18 protein-coding genes and 2 pseudogenes are annotated in these 22,973 nt (G+C 74.2%); 2 read left to right on the forward strand and 18 right to left on the reverse strand.

All coding sequences use genetic code 11. The annotated features are described in order from the left end of the window. Positions 1 to 5: 5 nt before the first annotated feature. Complete coding sequence (locus QE405_RS07910) at positions 6 to 731, forward strand: AAA family ATPase (protein WP_307199651.1); 726 nt, start codon at positions 6 to 8, stop codon at positions 729 to 731. An 18-nt stretch (positions 732 to 749) separates the two neighbouring features. On the opposite strand, the gene QE405_RS07915 is transcribed toward QE405_RS07910, so the two are convergent. The 3 genes and pseudogenes from QE405_RS07915 to def all read right to left on the reverse strand — a co-directional run bounded on the left by QE405_RS07915 (position 750) and on the right by def (position 3,818). Continuing rightward, positions 750 to 2,210 (reverse strand): RsmB/NOP family class I SAM-dependent RNA methyltransferase, encoded by a 1,461-nt coding sequence (locus QE405_RS07915; RefSeq protein ID WP_307199652.1) that lies wholly within the window; start codon positions 2,208 to 2,210, stop codon positions 750 to 752. Between the two features lie 62 nt (positions 2,211 to 2,272). Continuing rightward, positions 2,273 to 3,216 (reverse strand): annotated as a pseudogene (gene fmt / locus QE405_RS07920) (methionyl-tRNA formyltransferase). 56 nt (positions 3,217 to 3,272) lie between these two features. Further along, positions 3,273 to 3,818 (reverse strand): peptide deformylase, encoded by a 546-nt coding sequence (def, locus tag QE405_RS07925; protein WP_307199653.1) that lies wholly within the window; start codon positions 3,816 to 3,818, stop codon positions 3,273 to 3,275. Between the two features lie 72 nt (positions 3,819 to 3,890). On the opposite strand from def, the gene QE405_RS07930 reads away from it, so the two are divergent. Further along, positions 3,891 to 4,421: a GNAT family N-acetyltransferase gene (locus tag QE405_RS07930; protein ID WP_307199654.1), complete on the forward strand. Its 531-nt coding sequence runs from the start codon at positions 3,891 to 3,893 to the stop codon at positions 4,419 to 4,421. 67 nt (positions 4,422 to 4,488) lie between these two features. Here QE405_RS07930 and QE405_RS07935 read toward each other — a convergent pair whose 3' ends face one another. From QE405_RS07935 to pyrR, 15 genes and pseudogenes are all read right to left on the reverse strand, one after another. Then, on the reverse strand, positions 4,489 to 5,787 hold the full coding sequence (locus QE405_RS07935; RefSeq protein WP_307199655.1) for an HNH endonuclease signature motif containing protein: 1,299 nt from the start codon (positions 5,785 to 5,787) through the stop codon (positions 4,489 to 4,491). 605 nt (positions 5,788 to 6,392) lie between these two features. Next, the gene (locus QE405_RS07940; protein WP_307199656.1) at positions 6,393 to 8,486 is read right to left on the reverse strand and encodes a primosomal protein N'; all 2,094 of its coding nucleotides are present in this window, start codon (positions 8,484 to 8,486) and stop codon (positions 6,393 to 6,395) included. Between the two features lie 134 nt (positions 8,487 to 8,620). After that, positions 8,621 to 9,469, reverse strand: a complete 849-nt coding sequence (locus QE405_RS07945; protein ID WP_307199657.1) for a hypothetical protein — start codon at positions 9,467 to 9,469, stop codon at positions 8,621 to 8,623. Positions 9,470 to 9,485: 16 nt separating this feature from the next. Next, positions 9,486 to 10,688 carry a methionine adenosyltransferase gene (metK, locus tag QE405_RS07950; RefSeq protein ID WP_307199658.1) on the reverse strand — a complete coding sequence of 401 codons (1,203 nt, stop codon included), beginning with the start codon at positions 10,686 to 10,688 and terminating at the stop codon, positions 9,486 to 9,488. Between the two features lie 137 nt (positions 10,689 to 10,825). Further along, on the reverse strand, positions 10,826 to 12,073 hold the full coding sequence (gene coaBC / locus QE405_RS07955; RefSeq protein WP_373459447.1) for a bifunctional phosphopantothenoylcysteine decarboxylase/phosphopantothenate--cysteine ligase CoaBC: 1,248 nt from the start codon (positions 12,071 to 12,073) through the stop codon (positions 10,826 to 10,828). A gap of 28 nt (positions 12,074 to 12,101) precedes the next feature. Then, entirely contained in the window at positions 12,102 to 12,431 is a 330-nt protein-coding gene (gene rpoZ, locus QE405_RS07960; protein ID WP_163772846.1) for a DNA-directed RNA polymerase subunit omega, read from the reverse strand. Between the two features lie 31 nt (positions 12,432 to 12,462). Then, the gene (gene gmk, locus QE405_RS07965; RefSeq protein ID WP_307199660.1) at positions 12,463 to 13,068 is read right to left on the reverse strand and encodes a guanylate kinase; all 606 of its coding nucleotides are present in this window, start codon (positions 13,066 to 13,068) and stop codon (positions 12,463 to 12,465) included. A 4-nt stretch (positions 13,069 to 13,072) separates the two neighbouring features. Continuing rightward, positions 13,073 to 13,393, reverse strand: coding sequence for an integration host factor, actinobacterial type (gene mihF / locus QE405_RS07970; RefSeq protein WP_163772848.1), 321 nt, complete (start codon positions 13,391 to 13,393; stop codon positions 13,073 to 13,075). An 89-nt stretch (positions 13,394 to 13,482) separates the two neighbouring features. Next, complete coding sequence (gene pyrF / locus QE405_RS07975) at positions 13,483 to 14,328, reverse strand: orotidine-5'-phosphate decarboxylase (RefSeq protein ID WP_307199661.1); 846 nt, start codon at positions 14,326 to 14,328, stop codon at positions 13,483 to 13,485. A 52-nt stretch (positions 14,329 to 14,380) separates the two neighbouring features. Further along, positions 14,381 to 15,301, reverse strand: a complete 921-nt coding sequence (locus tag QE405_RS07980) for a quinone-dependent dihydroorotate dehydrogenase (RefSeq protein WP_307199662.1) — start codon at positions 15,299 to 15,301, stop codon at positions 14,381 to 14,383. 165 nt (positions 15,302 to 15,466) lie between these two features. Further along, positions 15,467 to 18,931: a carbamoyl-phosphate synthase large subunit gene (gene carB, locus QE405_RS07985; protein ID WP_307199663.1), complete on the reverse strand. Its 3,465-nt coding sequence runs from the start codon at positions 18,929 to 18,931 to the stop codon at positions 15,467 to 15,469. 3 nt (positions 18,932 to 18,934) lie between these two features. Further along, positions 18,935 to 20,071 (reverse strand): glutamine-hydrolyzing carbamoyl-phosphate synthase small subunit, encoded by a 1,137-nt coding sequence (gene carA / locus QE405_RS07990; RefSeq protein ID WP_307199664.1) that lies wholly within the window; start codon positions 20,069 to 20,071, stop codon positions 18,935 to 18,937. Further along, positions 20,068 to 21,418 (reverse strand): annotated as a pseudogene (locus QE405_RS07995) (dihydroorotase). The gene carA and the pseudogene QE405_RS07995 overlap by 4 nt, the downstream one beginning before the upstream one ends. Beyond that, complete coding sequence (locus tag QE405_RS08000) at positions 21,415 to 22,365, reverse strand: aspartate carbamoyltransferase catalytic subunit (protein ID WP_307199665.1); 951 nt, start codon at positions 22,363 to 22,365, stop codon at positions 21,415 to 21,417. The pseudogene QE405_RS07995 and the gene QE405_RS08000 overlap by 4 nt, the downstream one beginning before the upstream one ends. After that, positions 22,362 to 22,961 carry a bifunctional pyr operon transcriptional regulator/uracil phosphoribosyltransferase PyrR gene (gene pyrR / locus QE405_RS08005; RefSeq protein ID WP_307199666.1) on the reverse strand — a complete coding sequence of 200 codons (600 nt, stop codon included), beginning with the start codon at positions 22,959 to 22,961 and terminating at the stop codon, positions 22,362 to 22,364. Before pyrR ends, QE405_RS08000 begins: the two co-directional genes overlap by 4 nt. Positions 22,962 to 22,973 lie beyond the last annotated feature (12 nt).

A 22,973-nucleotide genomic window follows, 5' to 3' on the forward strand; every position in this document is an offset into this window, starting at 1 on the left:
GCCACGTGCGCTTCGACGAACCTCCCGTGGTCCGGATGTACGTCGACGAGCGTCGCCTCCCGCAGCAGCAGTGGCCCATGACCGTGCCGGCGGTGGCCCAGGTCGTCCGCGAGGGCTTCGAACCCGCACCGGGAGTGACGTTCCTCGTGGGCGAGAACGGTTCGGGCAAGTCGACGGTCGTCGAGGGACTGGCCGAGGCGTACGGGCTGCCGGTCGAGGGCGGCTCGCGCAACGGCGGTCAGGAGACAAGGCGCAGTGAGTCGCGCCTCGGGTGGGCGCTGGAGGTCCAGCGCGGGATCGGGTCCGGACGGTGGGGGTTCTTCCTGCGCGCCGAGACCATGCACAGCTGGTACACGTTCGTCGAGCAGACCGGTGGCAACCGCCGCGACCCGGTCTTCCACGAGCTGTCCCACGGCGAGTCGTTCCTCGAGGTGGCGCGCAACCGGATCGACGGACCGGGTTTCTACTGCCTGGACGAGCCGGAGGCCGCGCTCTCCTTCTCCGCCAGCCTGGCGCTCGTGGGGCACCTCCACGCGATCGCAGCGGAGGGCGGCCAGGTCGTGTGCGCGACCCACTCCCCCGTGCTCGCCTCGCTCCCCGGCGCCCGCATCCTCGAGGTCGGCCCGTGGGGGCTCCGCGAGACGAGCTGGGAGGAGCTCGAGCTGGTGCAGCACTGGCGCCGGTTCATGGACGCCCCGGGCCGCTACCTGCGGCACGTCGTCGAGGACTGAAAGCGCCGGTACGCCGGCTCAGCGCCGGCGCAGCACCGCGACGAACATCGCGTCGGTGCGGTGCACGTGCGGCCACAGCTGCAGCGTGACGGCGCCCGTCGCCAGGGTGGGGCCGACGGCGTCGGGCACCTCCGGCAGCACCGCCGTCGCGTCCACCGCCTCCACGTCGTCGCGCCCCGCGAGCACCGCGTCGACCACGCCGACGGTCTCCGCCGGCACCGGCGAGCACGTCGCGTAGACCACGGTCCCGCCCGGACGCACGAGGTCGAGGGCAGCGCCGAGCAGCCGCTCCTGCAGGGGGACGAGCGTGCGCAGGTCCGAGGGCTGGCGCCGCCAGCGCGACTCGGGCCGCCGCCGCAGCGCGCCGAGCCCGGAGCACGGCGCGTCCACGAGCACCCGGTCGAACGTGCCCGCGTCCCAGCGGGGAGCGGTGCCGTCGCCGGTCACCACGTCCTCGACCCCCGGCGCCAGCGAGCCGTCCGCGAGGCTGAGGGCGCGCCGTACGAGCGCGGTGCGGTGCTCCTGCGCCTCGTTGGCCGTGAGCCGGGCGCCCCGCTGGGCGGCCAGGGCGGCGAGCAGCGCGGCCTTGCCGCCCGGACCGGCACAGAGGTCGAGCCACCGCTCCCCGGCGCCGCCCTCCGCAGCCTCCGCGAGGGCGAGCGCGACGAGCTGCGAGCCCTCGTCCTGCACGCCCGCGTCGCCGGCCGCGACGGCGGGCAGGGCCCCGGGATCGCCGCCGGGCAGGCTGACGCCGACGGGCGAGTACGCCGTGGGCTCGCCCTCGGCCTGCACCACGAGCCCGTCGCGGTCGATGCGACCGGGACGGGCCACCAGCGTGACCCCCGGGGCCTCGTTGTCCGCCGCCAGCAGGGCGTCGAGGTCGTCGGGGCGTCCGGAGGCGGTCAGAGCGTCGGTCAACGCCGCGACGACCCATCGGGGGTGGCTGTGCGCGACCGAGCCGAACCCGACCGGGTCGGTGCCCGGGTCGGGGGCGACACGACGCACCCAGGCCGGCAGGTCGTGGGCCGCGACCTTGCGGAGGACGGCGTTGGTGAAGCCGGCCGGCCCCTGCCCGACCCGTGCACGCACGAGGTCGACCGTGGTGCTGATCGCCGCGTGGGCGGGCACCCGCATGGAGAGCAGCTGGTGGGCGCCGAGGCGCAGCGCGTCGAGCACCTTGGCCTCGACCTTGACGAGCGGCCGGTCGACGCAGGTGGCGAGGACCGCGTCGTACGTGCCCTGCCGACGGATCGTGCCCGCCGCGAGCTCGGTCGCGAAGCCGGCGTCGCGCCCGCCCAGTCCGTGCTTGCGCAGGACGTCGGGCAGCACGAGGTTGGCGTAGGCGTCGTCGACGCGGACGGCGCGGAGGACGTCGTACGCCGCGAGCCGGGCCGGGTCGGCGGAGCGGCGCGCGGCGGGCGGACGCCCCCCGGAGCGGGCTCCGGTGGGCCGACCGCCGCGGCGACGGGGGTCAGCCATGCGAGGCCCCGGTGCGCGGCGCCGAGCCGACCGGCTCGTCGCTCATGCCGGTCCCCGGCACGTCAGGCGCCGAACCGGGTGCCCGACTCGAGCCGGACGCCACGGGCCCAGTCGGCGGCCGGCATCTGCTTCTTGCCGAAGGCCTTGACCTCGCCGAGCCGCACGGGGGGACGGTGCTCGTGCCGACGAAGACCGCGTTCTTGGTGACCTCGAGCTCGCCCGGGGCGAGGCGGTCGCGGTCGTCGGCGATCGTGACCGGGCCGATCTTGATGCGCTGCGTCTCGCCGTCGACGACCTGCGTCGACCAGGCACCGGGCGCGGGCGTGCAGGCGCGCACGCGGCGGTCGACCGCAACGGCGGGCTCGCTCCAGTCGATCTCGGCGTCCTCCACGAGGATCTTCGGCGCGAACGACACGCCGTCCTCGGGCTGCTCCCGGGCCTCGAGCGACCCGTCGGCGATGCCGTCGAGGGTGGCGACGAGGAGGCCGGCACCGCCCTCGGCGAGACGGGCCAGGAGATCGCCGGACGTGTCCGTCGCGCGGATCCGCTCGGTCATGACGCCGAACGTCGGACCGGCGTCGAGGGCCTTCACGATGCGGAACGTCGTCGCGCCCGTGACCTCGTCACCGGCCCAGACCGAGTGCTGCACCGGCGCGGCGCCGCGCCACGCGGGGAGCACCGAGAAGTGGAGGTTCACCCAGCCGTGCTCGGGGATGTCGAGGGCCGACTGGGGCAGGAGCGCGCCGTACGCCACCACCGGGCAGCAGTCGGGACGCAGCGCCTTCAGCGCCTCCTGGAACTCCGGGTCGCGCGGGTGCTCGGGCTTGAGGACCGGGACGCCGAGCTCCTCGGCACGCTGCGCGACGGGGCTCGCGACCAGCTTGCGACCTCGACCGGCCGGGGCGTCCGGTCGGGTGACGACGCCCACGAGCTCGTGGGCGGAGTCGGCGATCGCGTTGAGGGCGGGTACGGCGACCTCGGGGGTGCCGGCGAAAACGACGCGCATGAGGGGGTGGTTGCTCCTGGTCGGGACGGCAGCGGGACCGGGAGAGCCTACGCCGCTCAGCGTCCGAACGGGCCCGTCGGGTGCGGGGACACCTTGACCGTCGGCTTCTCCAGGCCGAACCACTCCGATTCCCGGATCTCCCGCATCGCGGCCTTGCGGGCCGCGTCGTCGAGGCGGTCGATGAAGAGCACGCCGTCGAGGTGGTCCGTCTCGTGCTGGATGGCGCGCGCCAGCAGCTCGGAGCCGTTGATCGTCACGGGCTCCCCGTGCATGTCGAAGCCGCGGGCCACCACCGAGAGCGCACGCCGGCACTCGTAGGTCAGCTCGGGCAGCGAGAGGCAGCCCTCGAGGTCGAGCTGCTCCTCCTCCGAGAGCTCGAGCGTGGGGTTGACCAGGTGGCCCAGCTCGCCCCCGACGTTCCAGGTGAACACCCGCAGCCCGACACCGATCTGGGGCGCGGCCAGGCCGGCGCCAGGCGCGTCGAGCATCGTGTCGGTGAGGTCGGCCACGAGCTGGCGCAGCTCGCGGTCGAAGTCGACCACCTCGGTCGCGCGCCTGCGCAGGACGGGGTCGCCGAAGAGCCGGATGGGTTGGATCGCCACGTCCGCGATCGTACGCGGGAGCGTCGACCACGTCGGTTGCCGCGTCCACGCCCGTTCGCCATCATCGGCACGGTGAGCACTTCCGAGGACGTCGTCGTGCGGCCGGCCCGGGTCGACGACGTCGACGCCGTCTGCGCCTTCGGCGAGGCCCACGTCCCGCCGCACTACACGCCGCTCATCGGCGCCGACGCCGCGCGTCAGCAGGTCACCGACTGGTGGCGGCCGGAGCAGATCCGCGCCGCCGTGACGGCCGGACAGCTGCTCGTGGCCGTCGCGCACGACCGCATCGTCGGAGTGGCCCAGCACGCGCGGGAGGGCGTCGACGTCGTGATCTACAAGCTGTACGTCGACCCGTCGCGCCGCGGGCACGGCCTCGGGCCACGGTTGATCGAGGCCGTGGTCGCGTCACTTCCACCGGACGTGGCCCGTCTCCTCATCGAGCACTTCGCCGGCAACGCGCGGGCCGGGGCGTTCTACGAGCGCGAGGGGTTCGCGGTGGAGCGGGTCGACCGCAGCGCCACCGGACGGCCCGAGCTCGATGTGGTGTGGAGAGCACGGGTGGTGCCGGGGCGCGCCGGGGCGGGGTCGGTCGCCGACGTCTGACGCCCCCGGGGCATGCTGCGCCGCCCGGCCACGGGTGTGGGCGGGCGGCGGTGAGGCGTGGGCGGCGCTAGGTGGTCGTTGGTGGCCAGGGGCGGGTGCCGTCTCGGTCGACGAGGTAGCGCAGGCCGGTCGGGCTGGTCCAGATGAGTGCGTTGGGTGGTTCGCCGTTGTCTGGATGGGTGGGGCGGTAGGTCCACTTGTTGCCGGTGGTCATCTCGCGGTGGGTCTTCATGCGGTGGTGACGCCGGCACAGCGGGTACAGGTTCTTGGTCGAGGTCTGGCCGGGTGGGCCGTTGTCCTCGTAGGCGCGGCAGTGGTCGAGGTCGGCGGTTCTCGATGAGCGGGTGCAGTAGGGGAAGACGCAGCGGGGCCAGCGGGCTCTGACGTGGTCGGCGATGCGGTCCGGTGGGGTGTAGCCGTTCACGGCGTCGTGTTGGTTGAGGTCGATGACCGGCTTGATCGTGACGGTGGTGTCGGGGCTGGCGCACCAGGCCTGGACCTGCTCGACCGTCACCGCTCCACGCGGTGCGCCGGGGGTGTCGAGGCGGGCGAGGTCGATGCCGGTCGTGCCGGTGCAGGCGTCGATCCCCGGACCGAACCCGGTGGTGACGCCGGTGATGGCGGCCTGGTCGAGGTGGACGAAGAGCACCACCTCCCGCCGTGTCCGCGCCGGCGTGGGCGGCTGCGTGGGCGGCTGGTCCGCGTCGTACTCCAACGTCGCCACCCCGTCGCAGCGCCGCGCGATCTCACCGAGAGCGATGGAGCGGCGGACGTCGTGGTCCTGGTCGCAGCCCAGGTCAGTCAGTTGCCGGGCGACGTGCGCGACGGTGCGTTCCAGGTCGAGCGCATCAGCCAGGTCCAGCGTCCCGTGGATGTCGACGGTGCCGCGCAGGGTGCCGCTGAGCGGGTCCGCGTAGGCGACGTCGCCCAGCTCGATCGTCAGGTGCCGGCCGCCGTCGGCCTCGGCCCGTTCCGCCTCGGAGGTCTCGGGGTCGAACCGAGCCGCGGCCTCCGCCACCAGCCGGTCGACCTCGGGACCGGTGGCCTTGGCCGCGACGTACGCCACGTGGCGGTCGACGAACCCCGCGCCCTCGAACGTCAACGTCCGCGTGGTCTGGGCGATCCGCCGTCCCCGCCACACGTCGACCTCACCCGCAGCGATCCGGGCGTGCACCCGGGGCAAGCGGTAGCGCAGCTCCACCGCATCCCCCACCAACCGCCGGGCCGCGTCGAACGAACACCCCCGAGCAGCGGCCACCTCGCCGATGCAGAACTCCGCCACCACCGGCGCCCCGGGGCCGCCGAGCTCGAGGAAGTGGTCACCAGCCAGGGCCTCGGCGTAGGACTCGTCGTGCCATTCACCCAACGCCGTGATCGGATCCCCTACGACCTCCTCAGAGGTGTGCGCCGCAGCCCAGTCACCCACCGCGACGAACGCAGCCGCCTCCGCCACACGAGCAGCGTGTGTGCGCTCGCGGACCGCGTCGATCAACGCAGTCGCCGTGTGTTGGGTCCCCCGATCCATGGCCCCACTTTAGTCGAACATGTGTGCGATAACCACCTCTCGGTGGTGATCTGTGGATGAGTTGTCACGTACGCAGCGACGAGCTCCCGGCTGCACCGCGGCGTACTGACAACTCGACGCCCCCGCCGCGCCGTCCGACCCACCTCGACGCACCCGCCGCGCCGTCCAACCCACCTCGACGCACCCGCCGCGCCGTCCGACCCACCTCGACGCACCCGCCGCGCCGTCCGACCCAACTCGACGCACCCGCCGCGCCGTCCGACCCACCTCGACGCGCTCGCCGCGCCGTCCAACCCAACTCGACGCCCCCGCCGCGCCGTCCAACCCAACTCGACGCACCCGCCGCGCCGTACAACCCAACTCGACGCACCCGCCGCGCCGTCCAACCCAACTCGACGCACCCGCCGCGCCGTCCAACCCAACTCGACGCACGAACGCAAGCCGGGCTAGAGCGACGGGGGGTCCACCTGGACGCGGACGGCGTCGAGCTTGCGCGCCGAGCGCTCGCGGGACGCTGCCCCCAGCCCGGCGGCCAGGGCCGCGCCGTCCCGGGCCGGCACCCGCACCACCGCGCGCACCTCGGGCGGGTCGTCCCCGACCGGCGCGCCCGGCCGACCGGGCACCGGGACCGGGCCGAGCACCTCGACGGGGGGCGGGACGGCGAGGTGCTCCAGATAGGCCGCCACGGCCGCCTCCTCCCCCGTCACCGTCGCGAGCCGGGCCGCGGGCGGCAGGTGGGCGGCGGCCCGCTCGGCCGCCTCGCGCTCCGCGAAGCCGAGCGGGTCCCAGCGCACCAGCGCCTGCAACGCCGGCTGCGCAGCGTCACCCACCACGACCACCTCGCCCCCCGGCCGCACGAGGGCGGCCACGTTGAGCCAGCGGCGCAGGGCCTCCTCCCCCGTGCGCAGGTCGACCCGCGCCAGTGCGAGCCACGTGTCGAGCAGCAGCACCCCGGCGTAGCCGCCCTCCGCGACCGGTTCGGCCCCCGGGGTGGCCACGACGATCGCCGGGCTGCCGTCGACCTCCGCCAGCACGTGGTCGGCCGCCGACGTGCGCACGGTGACGCCGGGGAAGGCACGCCCCAGCTCCTCGGCCGTGCGCTCCTGCCCGACGGCCGGGGCGCGGAGGCCGCGATGACCGCAGACACCGCACGCCCACCGCGGCTCGGGCGTGCCGCACCACCGGCACGACGGGGGCGAGGTCGGCGAGGACTGGTGCAGCGGACCCGTGCACGCGGCGCACCGCGCCGGCGTGCGACACCGCTCGCAGGCCAGCCCCGCGGCGTACCCCGACCGCGGCGTCTGCACCAGCACCGGCCCGCTGGCGACGCCACGCCGGACGAGGTCGCGGGCCGCCGTGGGCACGCGGACGCTCCGCGCGAACGGGTCCCGCTCCAGCTCGCGGTCGGTCGCCCCCGCGATGCTCACACGCACACGTTCCCGGAGGGTCGACCGGGTCATCGCGATCGGCCGCGCCCAGCCGCTCCGCAGCAGCCCCAGGGCCTCCACCGAGCACGCGTGCGCCCCGATCAGCGCCGCCGCACCGGCACGCTCGGCGCGGAGGGCGGCGACCTCGCGGACGTGGGGGTACGGCGCCCGCGGCTCGGCGTGCAGGTCGTCGCCGTCGTCCCACACGACGACGAGGCCGAGGTCGTGGACCGGGGCCCAGATCGCCGCCCGCGTGCCGACGACGACCCGCCGCTGGCCCCGGCTGACGGCGAGGAAGTCCCGGTAGCGGGCAGCGGGGCCGGCGTCGGCCCGCAGCGCCACGTGGCGGCCCTCGCCGAGCAGCGCCGTGAGGGCAGCGTCGACCCGGTCGAGGTCGCGTCCGTCCGGCACGCAGACGATCACCCCGCGACCGGACGCCTCGACGACCGCCGCCGCGTGCGCGACCAGCGCCGGCCAGTCGACGGCCGGGCCTGCCGTCCACACGGCGCGCGGCGAGCCGCCGCGCGCCAGGTGCTCGCAGAAGACCGCACCGTGCTCGTGGTCGCCCCAGGCCGCCGTCGCCGCTGCGAGGCGCCGCTCGCCGTCAGCCGACGTCAACGCCGGAGGCACCGCACCCGGCGGCGCCTTCTCCGTCGTCGCGTGGCGCGGCGGGACCGCCAGGCGGAGCACGTCGGCCCGCGCCCCGGCGTACCGCTCCGCCACCGCCGCCGTCAACGCCGCGACCTCGGGGAGCAGCACCCGCTCAGGACTCACGACCCGGCGCAACGGCAGCAGTCGCGGATGCTCGGACTCCGCGCGACGGGCCACGACGAAGCCGTCGACGTCCTGTCCCGCGAAGCGGACCTTCACCCGCACGCCCGGCTGTGCCGTCTCCGCCATCCCGGCGGGCACCAGGTAGTCGAACGGCCGGTCGAGGTGGGCCAGCGGCACGTCGACCAGCACCTGGGCAACCGGATCGACCTCGGAGGGCTCCACCTCGGTGCGCCGTTTCGCGGCCGCGCGCTGCGTCGCCGTACGGGCCTCCCGCACCGTCTCCCGCAGCTCGGGCAGCAACGAGCCCTGCTCGGGCTGCTCGTGGGCGTCGGCGGTCACGGGGACAGGTCTACCGTGCGCCGCCGACAGTCCGCAGCGTGGGGCGGCTCTCCCTGGGGATGACCGGCGGCGTGGCCCCAGCGCCACGGAAAACGGCTCGTTGGGGCCACGACCCAGGGCGACCCCGGCACGGCTCAGCGGCGTCCGCGGCCCCGCCGCAACGCCGCGTCGGCGAGCCCGCCGAGCTCGGCCGCACGGGCCCGCGCAAGGGTCGCCGGGCTGGCCAGCCCCCGCCGCTCCAGCTCGTCGAGCGCGGCGTCGAGGTCGCGGCGCACCCGGACCTGCTCACGCTCGGGAAGCGCCGCCGCGAGACGCCGCGGATCACCGGGCGCGGACGCCGGCCCGTCGAGCGGTGACCGCCCCGTGCCCACGAGCACCCCGGCGACCACCGCCAGCGCCAGCGACAGCGCCACCGGCACCACCACGGCGGGCGTCCACCGCTGCGTGCTCACCATCCACCCGAGCGACACCAGGCCGTGGAGCGCGACGACGGCCACCACCGCCACCACGAGGTCGTACGCCCGGGGCCACCGACCCGCGGCCCGTGTCACGACCCAGCTCGCCGTGCGCGCGAGCAGCGCCAGCCCGCCGACGGTCGCCGCCACCGCGGCCCACCGGTCGGCGACGGCGGCCGAGGGCGCGCCGTACCCGGCCTCGCCGCCCAGCAGCGTGCCCGTCAGGACCGCACCGAGCACGGCGAGCAGCGTCAGCGCCCACAGCCCGGCCACGGGCAGCGCGTCCGCCCGCCGTCGCCAGCGGCGCCGCGGGTCGAGGGCGTCCTGGACGGCGGGGTGCCGGCCGTACGCCGCCACCTCGAGCCCCAGCCACGGCACCGTGGTGCCGTCCGGCATCCAGGTCGCGAAGCCACGGGCGTGCCGCGGCGCCCCCTCCCGCAGCTCGTCCGCGGCGGCGACCGACGGGCCCGTGACGTGCGACGGGGGCAGGCCGCCGCCGTACGCGTCGTGCCCGCCCCCGTCACTCACGAGGAGTCCAGCGTGCTCAGATGCCCGCCGCCGCGCGCAGCGCGTCGGCGCGGTCGGTGCGCTCCCAGGTGAACTCGGGCAGCTCCCGACCGAAGTGGCCGTACGCCGAGGTCAGCGAGTAGATCGGACGGAGCAGGTCGAGGTCGCGGATGATGGCGGCGGGACGGAGGTCGAACACCTCGAGGACGGCCTTCTGGATGACCTCGTCGGAGACGACACCGGTGCCGAACGTCTGCACGAAGACGCCCACGGGCTGCGCCTTGCCGATCGCGTAAGCCACCTGCACCTCGGCGCGACGGGCCAGGCCCGCGGCGACGACGTTCTTGGCGACCCAGCGCATGGCGTACGCCGCGGAGCGGTCCACCTTCGACGGGTCCTTGCCCGAGAAGGCGCCGCCGCCGTGGCGGGCCATGCCGCCGTAGGTGTCGACGATGATCTTGCGGCCGGTCAGGCCGGCGTCGCCCATCGGACCACCGACGACGAAGACGCCGGTCGGGTTCACGAGCAGGCGGTAGCCGTCGGACGGGATGTCGAAGGAGCCCAGCACGGGCTCGATGACGTGCTCCTTGATGTCGGCCTCGAGCCGGGCGAGGTCGACGTCGGGCGCGTGCTGCGTGGACAGCACGACGGTGTCGATGCGTACCGGGCGGTCCTGCTCGTCGTACTCGATCGTCACCTGGGTCTTGCCGTCGGGACGCAGGTAGGCCAGCGTGCCGTCCTTGCGCACCGCCGAGAGGCGCTCGGAGAGCCGGTGCGCGATGGTGATGGGCAGCGGCATGAGCTCGGGGGTGTCGTCGCTCGCGTAGCCGAACATGAGGCCCTGGTCGCCCGCGCCCTGCTTGTCGAGCTCGTCGGTCGAGGAGCCCACGCGGGACTCGTGGCCGTCGTCGACGCCCTGGGCGATGTCGGCGGACTGACCGCCGATGGCCACCTGCACGCCGCAGGACGCGCCGTCGAAGCCCTTCTCCGACGAGTCGTAGCCGATCTCGAGGATCTTGCGGCGCACGAGGTCGGCGACGGGGGCGTAGGCGTTCGTGCGCACCTCGCCCGCCACGACGACGAGACCCGTCGTCAGGAGCGTCTCGACCGCGACCCGGAGGTTGCGCTTGTCGTCGTCGTTCGCCAGGAGGTAGTCGAGGACGGTGTCGCTGATCTGGTCAGCGATCTTGTCCGGGTGACCCTCGGTCACCGACTCCGACGTGAAGAGACGTCCAGGCACGGTCACTCACTCCCACTCGACGAGGCTGTCCGGGCGCGCGGTCGCGCCCGCCGAAACCATAGTCGCGCGCTGGGCGAGCGCCAGCATCCGGGCAGGCGTCCCGACGCGTGGACATCGCCGGCGCCGGCGGCCCGGTCTCAGAGCCGCGCGGCGACCTGGTCCCAGATGGCGTGGGCCAGCACGCCCTTCGCTGCCCGCGGCACCTCGACGCTGGCACCGTCGGCGGCCAGGATGACCGCCTCGTTCTCGGTGCTGCCGAAGACGGCTCCCCCGCTGACGTCGTTGACGACGAGGAGGTCGCAGCCCTTCCGGGCGAGCTTGGCGCGACCGAGGTCGAGCACGGAGCCGGTGGCGTCGCCGGTCTCGGCGGCGAACCCCACGACGACGGAGCCGACGCGGGCCCGCTCGTGGGAGATGGCCGCGAGGATGTCCGGGTTCTGCACGAGCTCGAGCGGGGCGGCCGACCCGTCCGCGCGCTTCTTGATCTTGGCGTCGCTGAAGGACGAGGGCCGGAAGTCGGCCGGCGCGGCGGCCATGACGACGGCGTCCGCGTCCTTGGCGCCCGCCACGACGGCGTCCCGCAGCTGCTCCGTGGTCTCGACCCGCACGACGGTGACGCCGGCCGGGTCGGGCAGGTCCACGTTGGCCGCCACGAGCGTGACCTCGGCGCCCCGGGCGACGGCGGCCCGCGCGAGCGCGTAGCCCTGCCGGCCCGACGAGCGGTTGCCGAGGAAGCGGACGGGGTCGAGGTACTCCCGCGTGCCGCCGGCCGACACGAGCACGCGCCGTCCCGCCAGGTCGGCGACCGCCGCCCCGGTGCGGGACCGCGTCAGCACGTCCAGCGCGACCTCGACGATCTCGACGGGCTCGGGGAGCCGACCCTTGCCGGTGTCCTTGCCGGTGAGCCGACCCTCGGCGGGGTCGAGCACGACGATGCCGCGCGAGCGCAGCGTCGCGACGTTGGCCTGCGTCGCGGGGTGCTCCCACATCTCGGTGTGCATCGCGGGCGCCATGACGACGGGGCACCGCGCCGTCAGCAGCGTGTTGGTGAGCAGGTCGTCTGCCAGGCCGTGGGCGGCCTTGGCCAGAAGGTCCGCCGTGGCCGGCGCCACGACGACGAGGTCGGCCGTCTGGCCGATGCGCACGTGGGGCACCTCGTGCACCTGGCTCCACACGTCGCTCGCGACGGGCTTGCCGGACAGGGCGGCCCACGTCGGCGCACCGACGAACTCGAGCGCGCTCGCGGTCGGGACCGGCGTCACGTCGTGGCCGGACTCGGAGAAGCGGCGCAGGACCTCACAGGCCTTGTACGCCGCGATGCCGCCCCCGACGCCGAGCACCACGCGCGGCTTGGGCACGGACGGGCTCGGGTCGGACGGCGGCATCGGATTCAGCAGGGGGTGTGACCGGAGGTCACTCGGCGCCGAAGGGCGACTCGACGGCGGCGGCCTTCTTGGCGGCCTCCTCCGCGGCGAGCTCGGCCGGGTCGACGTCCTCGCAGGTCAGGAGGTCGGCGTTGATCTCGCGGAGCGCGATCGACAGCGGCTTCTCCTGCACGTGGGTGTCGACGAGCGGACCCACGTACTCCAGCAGGCCCTCGCCCAGCTGGGAGTAGTACGCGTTGATCTGCCGCGCGCGCTTGGCACCGTAGAGCACCAGCTGGTACTTGCTGTCGGTCTTCGTCAGCAGGTCGTCGATCGGCGGGTTCGTCACGCCCACGGCGGCGATTTCAGGGGCAGACACGCAACAGCCTCACAAGTCGGTCGGGGTTGGATCAGCGCGCCTGAGCAGGCGCAGTCATGCATCGTACCAACTCTTCGGCGGCGGCCGGAACTTCCGTGTTCACGATGGTGTGGTCGAACTCCGCCTCGGCGGCCAGCTCGGTGCGGGCCGTCTCGAGCCGGCGCTCCCGCTCCTCCGGGGTCTCGGTGCCGCGACCGACGAGCCGGCGCACCAGCTCCTCCCAGCTCGGCGGCTTGAGGAACACGAAGTAGGCGTCGGGCGCGGTGCGGCGCACCTGCCGCGCGCCCTGCAGGTCGATCTCGAGCATGGCGGGGCGACCCGCCTCGAGGGCGGCCTCGACGGGGCCACGCGGTGTGCCGTAGCGCGCCGCCTTGTGCACGACCGCCCACTCGAGCAGCTCGTCCTGCTCGACCATCCGGTCGAACTCCTCGTCGCTCACGAAGAGGTAGTGCACCCCGTGCACCTCGCCGGGGCGGGGCTTGCGCGTCGTCGCCGACACCGAGATCCAGACCTCGGGGTGGTGGGCGCGCACGTGGGCCGCGACCGTGCCCTTGCCGACCGCGGTGGGACCGGCGAGCACGACGAGGCGGGAGCGGCCGGCGGAGCCGTCGGCCGGGCCGTCGAGAGGATGGACCACCGGATCAGTCGCCCGGGGCGAACTCGGCCTCGAGCGCCGCGACCTGCTTGGCCCCGAGCCCGCGCACCCGGCGGCTCTCCGCGATCTGGAGGCGCTCCATGATCTGCTTCGCGCGCACCTTGCCGACGCCCGGCATCGACTGCAGCAGGTCGAAGACCCGCATCTTGGCGATGACCTCGTTGCCCTCGCGGTCCCGCAGCACCTCGGAGATCGTCGCCCCCGCGGTCTTCAGACGATTCTTGACCTCGGCCCGTTCACGGCGCGACGCTGCGGCCTTGGCCAGGGCAGCCTGGCGCTGTTCGGGGGTGAGCGGGGGCAGGGCCACGGGCGGATCCTCGCGTCGAGATGGGTCGTGGAACGAAGCGCCAATCTAGCCACGCGCCCGCGCGGGTGGCAATCGGCGCCGGACCGGCCTCAGGACCAGGCGGCGCGGAAGGTGTCGTTGAAGCGACGGGCCGCGTCGGCGAGCGCCCGCGGGCCGGGTCCGGCGGCGAGCACCTCCCGCGACGAGCTCGGCAGGACCCGCCGCACCTCGTCGCCGAAGATCCGCTGCACGTCCGCCGCCGTCCCGCCCTGGGCCCCGACGCCGGGCGCGAGCAGCGGGCCGTTGATGGCCAGCGACTCCCCCGCGGCGGCGTCGACGCCGGCGATGGTGGCCCCCACGACCGCGCCGAAGGAGCCGAGCGGCTCCGCCCCGGCGTTGAGCACGCGCAGCTCCTCCAGCACCTCCGCGGCGACCGAGCGTCCCCGCCGCTGCGCGGACTGCACCGTCGACGCCTCCGGGTTGGACGTCAGCGCCAGCACGAAGAGCCCGGCCCCGAACCGCTCGGCGGTCTCCACCATCGGCCGCAGGGAGCCGAAGCCCAGGTAGGGGCTCGCCGTGATGGCGTCGCACGCCAGTGGCGACGCCGGGTCGAGGTAGGCGTCGGCGTACGCCTGCGACGTCGAGCCGATGTCGCCCCGCTTCACGTCGAGCAGCACCAGCGCTCCCCCGGCCCGCAGGTCGGCGATCGTGCGCTCGAGCGTGGCGATGCCCGCGCTGCCGAACCGCTCGAAGAACGCCGACTGCGGCTTCACCACGGCGCACGTGCCGCCCAGCGCCTCCGCCGCCGTCCTCGCGAACCGCTCCAGGCCCGCCGGGGTGACGTCCAGCCCCCACGACTCGAGGAGCCGCGGGTGCGGGTCGATGCCGGCGCACAGGGGGCCGCGGTCGGCGACCGCGGCGGCGAGGCGGGTCCCGAAGGGAGGGGCAGAGGTCACGGAGCGCTCCTGGTGTCGAGGGGCAGGGGTACGGCGGTGGGGCGGGTCGCGCTCAGCGTGCGGCGTCGAACGCGGCGAGCCGTCGGGCGATGTGCTGCGGCAGCAGCGGCCCGCCGTAGACGAACGCCGTGTAGAGCTGCACGAGGTCGGCGCCGGCCTGCACCCGCGCCAGGGCCTCCGCGGGGGTGTCGATGCCCCCGACGGAGACGAGGGCCGGCCCGTCGAGCCGCTCGCGGAGCAGCCGCAGGACCTCGCGCGAGCGCGTGGCCACGGGGACCCCGGAGATCCCGCCCGCGCCGAGCGCCTCGACCTCGGCCGCGGGCGTGCGCAGCCCGTCGCGGCGGACGGTCGTGTTGGTGGCGATCACCCCGTCGAGGCCCTGGGCCATGGCGAGGTCGGCGACCGCCAGCACGTCCTCGTCGGCGAGGTCGGGCGCGATCTTCACGACGAGCGGCACCCGGCGGTCCGGGCTGGCGGTGTCCGCCGTGCGCCGCACGTGCTCCAGCAGGGGCGCCAGCCGCTCGACGGCCTGCAGGGTGCGCAGACCGGGCGTGTTCGGGGAGGAGACGTTGACGACCAGGTAGTCGGCGTAGGGCGCGAGGAGACGCGTCGACGAGCCGTAGTCGGCCAGCACCGCCGCCTCGTCGTCCTCCGGCACGATCTTCGACTTGCCGATGTTGACGCCGAGGACCAGCTCGGGGCGGCGCCCGGCCCGGTCGAGCTTCTCGGCCCGCACCGCCAGCCGCTGCGCGACCGCCGCGGCGCCGTCGTTGTTGAAGCCCATCCGGTTGAGGATCGCCCGGTCCTCGGTGAGCCGGAACAGGCGCGGGGTGGGGTTGCCCGGCTGGGCGAGCGCCGTGACCGTCCCGATCTCGACGTGCCCGAAGCCGAGCGCCCCGAGGGCGTCGATGCCGACGGCGTTCTTGTCGAAGCCGGCAGCGAGGCCGAACCGGTGCGGGAAGCGCAGCCCCATCACCTCGACGGCTCCCGCGCCCGCACGCGGCGCGAGGCGCGCCGCGCGCAGGGCCGGGCCCGCCGCCCGGATCGCCCGGGAACGAGGCGTGGTGCGCCTGCTCCGGGTCGGTGCGGGTCAGGACCTTGTCGAAGAGCAGGTCGTAGGTGCCCACCGTGCGCCCCCTCAGCCGGCCGAGCCGGCCGAGCCGGCCGAGCCGGCCGAGGGCTGCAGCACGGCGGCCCACTCCTGCAGGCTGCGCACGCCGATGTCGCCCCGGCGCAGCGCCTCGATGCCCTGGACCGCGGCGCCGAGGCCCTGCACGGTCGTGATGCAGGGGACGTTGGCCTTGATCGCGGCGGTGCGGATGTCGTAGCCGTCGAGACGCACCTGCCCGCCCGTCCCGAGCGCCGGCTCGTCGCCACCCCCGGAGGGCGACTCGGCTCCGGCCGCGCCGTACGGGGTGTTGACGATGAGCTGGATCTCGCCGTCGTCGATGAGCTGCACCGTGGTGGGCTCCCCGTTCGGACCGGGCCCCTCGTGCTGCTTGCGCACGACGGTGGCCGCGACGCCGTTGCGGCGCAGCACCTCGGCGGTGCCCTGGGTGGCGACGATCTCGAAGCCGAGGTCGGCGAGCACCTTGATGGGGAACACCATGGCGCGCTTGTCGCGGTTGGCCATCGACACGAACACCTTGCCGCCGCTGGGCAGCGACCCGAACGCCGCCGCCTGGGACTTCGCGAACGCGGTGCCGAAGTCGGCGTCGAAGCCCATCACCTCGCCCGTGGACTTCATCTCCGGACCGAGCACCGTGTCGACGAACTGGCCGTCGGGGGTCTTGAACCGGTTGAACGGCATGACCGCCTCCTTGACCGCGATCGGGCAGCCGTCGGGCAGCGTGCCGCCGTCACCGGTCGCCGGCAGCACGCCCGCCGCGCGCAGGTCGGCGATCGACTCGCCGAGCATCACGCGCGCCGCGGCCTTCGCCAGCGGCGTCGCCGTCGCCTTGGAGACGAACGGGACGGTGCGGGAGGCCCGCGGGTTCGCCTCGAGGACGTAGAGGATGTCGGAGGCGTGCGCGAACTGGATGTTGATGAGGCCCCGCACCCCGACGCCACGCGCGATGGCCTCGGTGGCCCGGCGGATCCGCCCGATCTCCCGGGCGCCGAGCGTGATCGGCGGCAGCGCGCAGGAGGAGTCGCCGGAGTGGATGCCGGCCTCCTCGATGTGCTCCATGACCCCGCCGAGGAACAGCTCCTCGCCGTCGAAGAGCGCGTCGACGTCGATCTCGATGGCGTCGTCGAGGAACCGGTCGACGAGCACGGGCGCCGCGTGGCTGATGAGGCCCGCCGCGACGTACTTCTCGAGGTAGGCCTCGAGCGACGCGTCGTCGTAGACGATCTCCATGCCGCGGCCGCCGAGCACGTAGGACGGGCGGACGAGGACCGGGTAGCCGATCTCGGCGGCGATGGCCTCCGCCTCGGCGTACGACGTCGCGGTGCCGTGCTTGGGGGCCGTGAGCCCCGCGGCGGCGAGCACGCGACCGAACGCGCCCCGCTCCTCGGCGAGGTCGATGGCCGCCGGCTGCGTGCCGACGATCGGGACGCCGGCCTCCTCCAGGCCGCGGGCCAGGCCGAGCGGCGTCTGGCCGCCGAGCTGGCAGATGACGCCGACGACGGGGCCGGCCTGCTGCTCGGCGTGGACGATCTCGAGGACGTCCTCGAGCGTCAGCGGCTCGAAGTAGAGCCGGTCGGAGGTGTCGTAGTCGGTCGAGACCGTCTCCGGGTTGCAGTTGACCATGATCGTGTCGTAGCCGCCGGCGGGCAGGCCCGCGCCGTCCTTGGCCGCGCTGAGCGCCAGGGACGCGTGCACGCACGAGTAGTCGAACTCGATGCCCTGACCGATCCGGTTCGGGCCGGAGCCCAGGATGATGACGGCCGGCCGCTCGCGCGGCCCGATCTCGGTCTCCTCGTCGTAGGACGAGTAGTGGTAGGGCGTCCGCGCGGCGAACTCGGCCGCGCAGGTGTCCACCGTCTTGTAGACCGGCCGCACGCCCAGGGCGTGGCGCACCCCGCGCACGACGGCGGGCGCCAGGTTGCGGATCCGGCCGATCTGCACGTCGGAGAAGCCGTGGCGCTTGGCGCGGCGGAGCACGGCCGCGGTCAGCTCGGGCGCGGCCGCGATCTCGCCCGCGACCTCGTTGATGAGGACGAGCTGGTCGACGTACCACGGGTCGATGCCCGTGGCCTCGACCACCTCCTGGGGCGTGGCACCGGCCCGCAGGGCGTCCATGACCTTCCTGAGCCGGCCGTCGTGGGGCACCGCGATCTCGGCGAGCAGGGCCTCCTTGTCGAGGTCCACCCACTGGTGGCTCCAGTCGAAGGCGGCGTCCTTGCTCTCGAGCGAGCGCAGCGCCTTCTGCAGCGCCTCCGTGAAGTTGCGACCGATCGCCATCGCCTCGCCCACCGACTTCATGTGGGTGGTGAGGCGCGGGTCGGCGCCGGGGAACTTCTCGAACGCGAACCGCGGCACCTTGACGACGACGTAGTCGAGCGCGGGCTCGAAGCTCGCCGGCGTCTCGGCGGTGATGTCGTTGGGGATCTCGTCGAGGGTGTAGCCGATCGCCACCTTCGCCGCGATCTTCGCGATCGGGAAGCCCGTCGCCTTCGACGCCAGCGCGCTGGAGCGCGAGACCCGCGGGTTCATCTCGATGACGATCACGCGGCCGTCGGCGGGGTTCACCGCGTACTGGATGTTGCAGCCGCCGGTGTCGACCCCGACCTCGCGGATGATGTCGATCGCGAGGTCGCGGAGGTGCTGGTACTCCCGGTCCGTCAGCGTCATGGCCGGGGCGACGGTGATCGAGTCGCCGGTGTGGACGCCCATCGGGTCGAGGTTCTCGATGGAGCAGACGATGACGACGTTGTCGGCCTTGTCGCGCATCACCTCCAGCTCGTACTCCTTCCAGCCGATGATCGACTCCTCGATGAGGACCTCGGTCGTCGGGCTGGCGGAGAAGCCGGAGCCGGCGATGCGCACCAGGTCGTCGGCGTCGTAGGCGATGCCCGAGCCGGTGCCGCCCATCGTGAACGACGGGCGGATGACGACCGGGTAGCCGAGCTGCTCGGCGGCCTCGAAGGCCCGCTCCAGGGCGTGCTTCTCCTTCGCGGACTTCGGGGCGTCCGGGCCCAGCGCCTCGCCGTTGCAGACGATGCTGCGCGCGACCTCGCCGCCCACCTTGTGCACGATGGCGTTGAACTGCTCGCGGTTCTCGCCGCGGTGGATGGCCTCGAAGCTGGCGCCGATCATCTCGACGCCGTACTTCTCCAGCACGCCCCGCTCGTGGAGCGCGATCGCCGCGTTGAGGGCCGTCTGGCCGCCCAGCGTCGGGAGCAGCGCGTCGGGGCGCTCCTTGGCGATGACCCGCTCGACGAACTCGGGCGTGATCGGCTCGACGTAGGTCGCGTCGGCGAACTCGGGGTCGGTCATGATCGTCGCCGGGTTGGAGTTCACGAGGACGACCCGGAGCCCCTCGGCCTTGAGCACCCGGCACGCCTGCGTGCCCGAGTAGTCGAACTCGCACGCCTGGCCGATCACGATCGGGCCGGACCCGATCACCATGACGCTCGTGATGTCGTCGCGCTTCGGCATGGTTCAGGCCCTCCGGTCGTTCATGAGGTCGAGGAAACGGTCGAACAGGTACGCCGCGTCGTGCGGCCCCGCGGCGGCCTCCGGGTGGTACTGCACCGAGAAGCTCTTGAGCGCCCCGCCCTCGCCGTCGCGCAGCTCGAGGCCCTCGACCACGTCGTCGTTGAGGCAGACGTGGCTGACGCTCGCCGCGCCGTACGGGGTCGTGGTCGTGCCCTCGAGCGGGGCGTCGACGGCGAAGCCGTGGTTGTGCGCCGTCACCTCGACCTTGCCGGTCGTGCGGTCCATGACGGGCTGGTTGATGCCGCGGTGGCCGTACTTCAGCTTGTAGGTGCCGAAGCCGAGCGCCCGCCCGAACAGCTGGTTGCCGAAGCAGATCCCGAAGTACGGCAGGTCGCGCCCGAGCGCCTCCTGCAGCAGCGCCACCTGGTCGGTGGTGGCCGCCGGGTCGCCGGGGCCGTTGGAGAAGAAGAGCCCGTCGGGCCCGTCCTCCCCCACCGCCAGCACGTCGTCGATGGACGCGGTCGCGGGCAGCACGTGCACCTCGATGCCGCGCTCGCTCATCATGCGCGGCGTGTTGGCCTTGATGCCGAGATCGACCGCGGCGACGGTGAAGCGCTTCTCGCCGACCGCGGGCACGACGTACGCCGACGTGGTCGTGACCTCGTCGGAGAGCTCGGTGCCCGCCATCTCGCCCGAGGTGCGGACGCGCTCGAGGAGGCGGGCGGGGTCGGTCTCGGTCGTGGAGATGCCGACGCGCATGGCGCCGCGCTCGCGCAGGTGGCGGGTGAGGGCGCGGGTGTCGACGCCGGAGATGCCGACGACGCCCTGCTCGCGCAGCTCGTCGTCGAGCGTGCGCCGGCTGCGCCAGCTCGACGAGACCCGGGCGGGGTCGCGCACGACGTAGCCCGCGACCCAGATGCGGGCCGACTCCTGGTCCTCGTCGTTCATGCCGGTGTTGCCGACGTGCGGGGCCGTCATGACGACGACCTGGCGGTGGTAGGAGGGGTCGGTGAGGGTCTCCTGGTAGCCGGTCATGCCGGTGGAGAAGACCGCCTCGCCGAAGGTCTCCCCGGTCGCGCCGTAGGCCTCGCCGTGGAACGTGCGTCCGTCCTCGAGGACGAGCAGGGCGGGGGTGCTCATGTGAGGCTTCCTTCCGTGGTGGCGCCGATCTCGACGAGCTGTCCGTCCAGCACGGTGGGGGTGCCGCGCAGGAACGTCGCACGGACCGCCGCGGTGAGCGTGCGGCCGTGCCAGGGGTTGTTGCGGGAGAGCGACGCCGAGTCGTCGCGGTCGACGACGACCGAGGCGGCCGGGTCGACGAGGGTGAGGTTGGCGGGCTCGCCGACGGCGACGGGCCGTCCGTGGCCCTGGTTGCCGCGACCCGCGAGCCCGGCGATCTCCGCCGGACGCGTCGACATGACCCGGGCGACGTCGCCCCAGCCCATCCGGCCCGAGGAGACCATCACCGTGGCGACCACGCCGAGGGCGGTCTCGAGGCCGAGCATGCCGAAGGCCGCGTCGACGAAGGCGTGCTCCTTGTCGTGCCGCGCGTGGGGGGCGTGGTCGGTGGCGACGGCGTCGATCGTGCCGTCGGCCAGCGCGTCGCGCAGCGCCTCCACGTCCTCCGCGGGACGCAGCGGCGGGTTGACCTTGAAGGTCGGGTCGTAGCCGCCGAGCAGGTCGGTCGTCAGCAGCAGGTGGTGGGGCGTGACCTCCGCCGTGACCTGGATGCCCAGGCTCTTGGCCCAGCGCAGCACCTCCACGGTGCCGGCCGTCGAGGCGTGGGCGACGTGCACGCGGCTGCCGGTGTGGCGGGCGAGCATGACGTCGCGGGCGACGATGACCTCCTCCGCGACCCCCGGCCAGCCCGGCAGCCCGAGGCGGCCGGACAGCTCCCCCTCGTGGCAGCAGGCGGTCGCACCGGCCAGCGTGGGCTCCTGGGCGTGCTGGGGAGACGACGCCGCCGAAGGCCTTCACGTACTCCAGCGCCCGGCGCATCACGCGGGCGTCGGCGACGCACTTCCCGTCGTCGGAGAACACGCGGACCCCGGCGCGGCTGCGGGCCATGAGCCCCAGCTCGGCGAGCTCCTCGCCCCGCAGGCCCTTGGTGACGGCACCGACCGGCTGCACGTCGACGATGCCGGCGGCGCGGCCGAGCGCGTGCACGCGCTCCGCGGCCTCCGCCGTGTCGGTCACCGGGCTCGTGTTGGCCATCGCCAGGACGGCGGTGTAGCCGCCGCGCGCCGCGGCCGCCGAGCCCGTGCGGACCGTCTCCGCGTCCTCGCGGCCGGGCTCGCGCAGGTGGGTGTGGAGGTCGACGAGGCCCGGGAGCAGCACGAGGCCGTCGGCCTCCACCACCCGCGTGTCGGCGGGGGCGTCGACACGCGCCGTACCGACCTGCGCGATGACGCCGTCGACCAGCAGGACGTCGGCGCTCTGCTCGCCCAGGAGCGAGGCGCCCCTCACGAGGACTGGCTGGTGGGTCATGCGGTTCCCTCCCCGGCGAGCAGGTGGTAGAGGACGGACATGCGGACGGCGACGCCGGCGGAGACCTGCTCGAGGATGAGCGACTGCGCCGCGTCGGCGGCGTCGGCCGCGATCTCGAGGCCGCGGTTCATCGGGCCGGGGTGGCAGATCGGCACCTCGGGCCCGAGCACCCGCAGGCGATCCCGGGTGAGGCCGTAGCCGACCGTGTACTCCCGGCTGGTCGGGAAGAACCCGCCGCTCATCCGCTCCTTCTGGACGCGCAGCATCATCACGGCGTCGGCCTTCGGGAGCACCTCGTCGAGGTCGTACGACGTGGCGAACCCCGCCGCGGCGCTCCAGCTGGCGATGCCCGACGGCATGAGCGTCGGCGGGGCCACCACCGTCACCTGCGCGCCGAGGCGCGTCAGCGTGATGACGTTGCTGCGGAAGACCCGGCTGTGGGTGAGGTCGCCGACCAGCACGACGTGCCGCCCCTCGAGGCTGCCGAGCCGTCCGTCGCCGCCGAAGTGGCGGGACAGCGCGTAGGCGTCGAGCAGGGCCTGCGTCGGGTGCTCGTGGGTGCCGTCCCCGGCGTTGACCACGGCCGCGTCGATCCACTGCGACACCTGCTGGGCCGCGCCGCTCGCGCCGTGGCGCATGACGACCGCGTCGACGCCCATCGAGGCGATGGTGAGCACGGTGTCGCGCAGGCTCTCGCCCTTGGAGGCCGAGGAGCCCTTGCCGGTGATGTTGATCGTGTCCGCGGAGAGCCATTTGCCGGCGATCTCGAAGCTCGAGCGCGTGCGGGTGGAGTCCTCGAAGAACAGGTTGATGATCGTGCGGCCGCGGAGGGCCGGGAGCTTCTTGACCTCGCGCCGCTGCACGTCGTGCATCTCGGCCGCCGTGGCGAAGAGGGTCGCGATGTCGTCCGCCGTCAGGTCCTCGGACGAGAGCAGGTGCTTCTTCATCGGGCCACCTCCTCGGTCGGGCGCGCGGCGTCCGGGCTGTCGGCGATGCGCACGACGTCGAGGCCGTCGGTCTCCTCGAGACGCACCATCACCCGCTCGCTGCGGGCGCTCGGCAGGTTCTTGCCGACGTGGTCGGCGCGGATCGGCAGCTCGCGGTGGCCGCGGTCGACGAGCACCGCGAGCCGCACGACGGCCGGACGGCCGATGTCGGCGAGCGCGTCGAGCGCGGCCCGCACGGTGCGCCCCGAGTAGAGGACGTCGTCGACGAGCACGACGGTCCTGCCGTCGATGCCGCCCGCCGGGATCGCGGTGGGCTGCGGCGCCCGGGCCGGGTGGCGGCGCAGGTCGTCGCGGTAGAGCGTGATGTCGAGGGCTCCGACGGGGATCGTCACGCCCTCGGTCTCCGCGATGCGGGCCGCGATGCGCTGGGCGAGGCCCACGCCGCGGGTCGGGACACCGAGGAGGACGAGGCCCTCGTGGCCCTTGTTCCGCTCGAGGATCTCGTGGGAGATGCGGGTGAGCGCCCGGGCGATGTCACGGGCGTCGAGGACGGTGCGGCCGGGTGGGCCGACGGCGGGCTCAGTCGTCGCAGGCATGCCTGCAGTGAC

This window comes from Nocardioides zeae (assembly GCF_030818655.1).
Lineage (GTDB): Bacteria > Actinomycetota > Actinomycetes > Propionibacteriales > Nocardioidaceae > Nocardioides > Nocardioides zeae_A.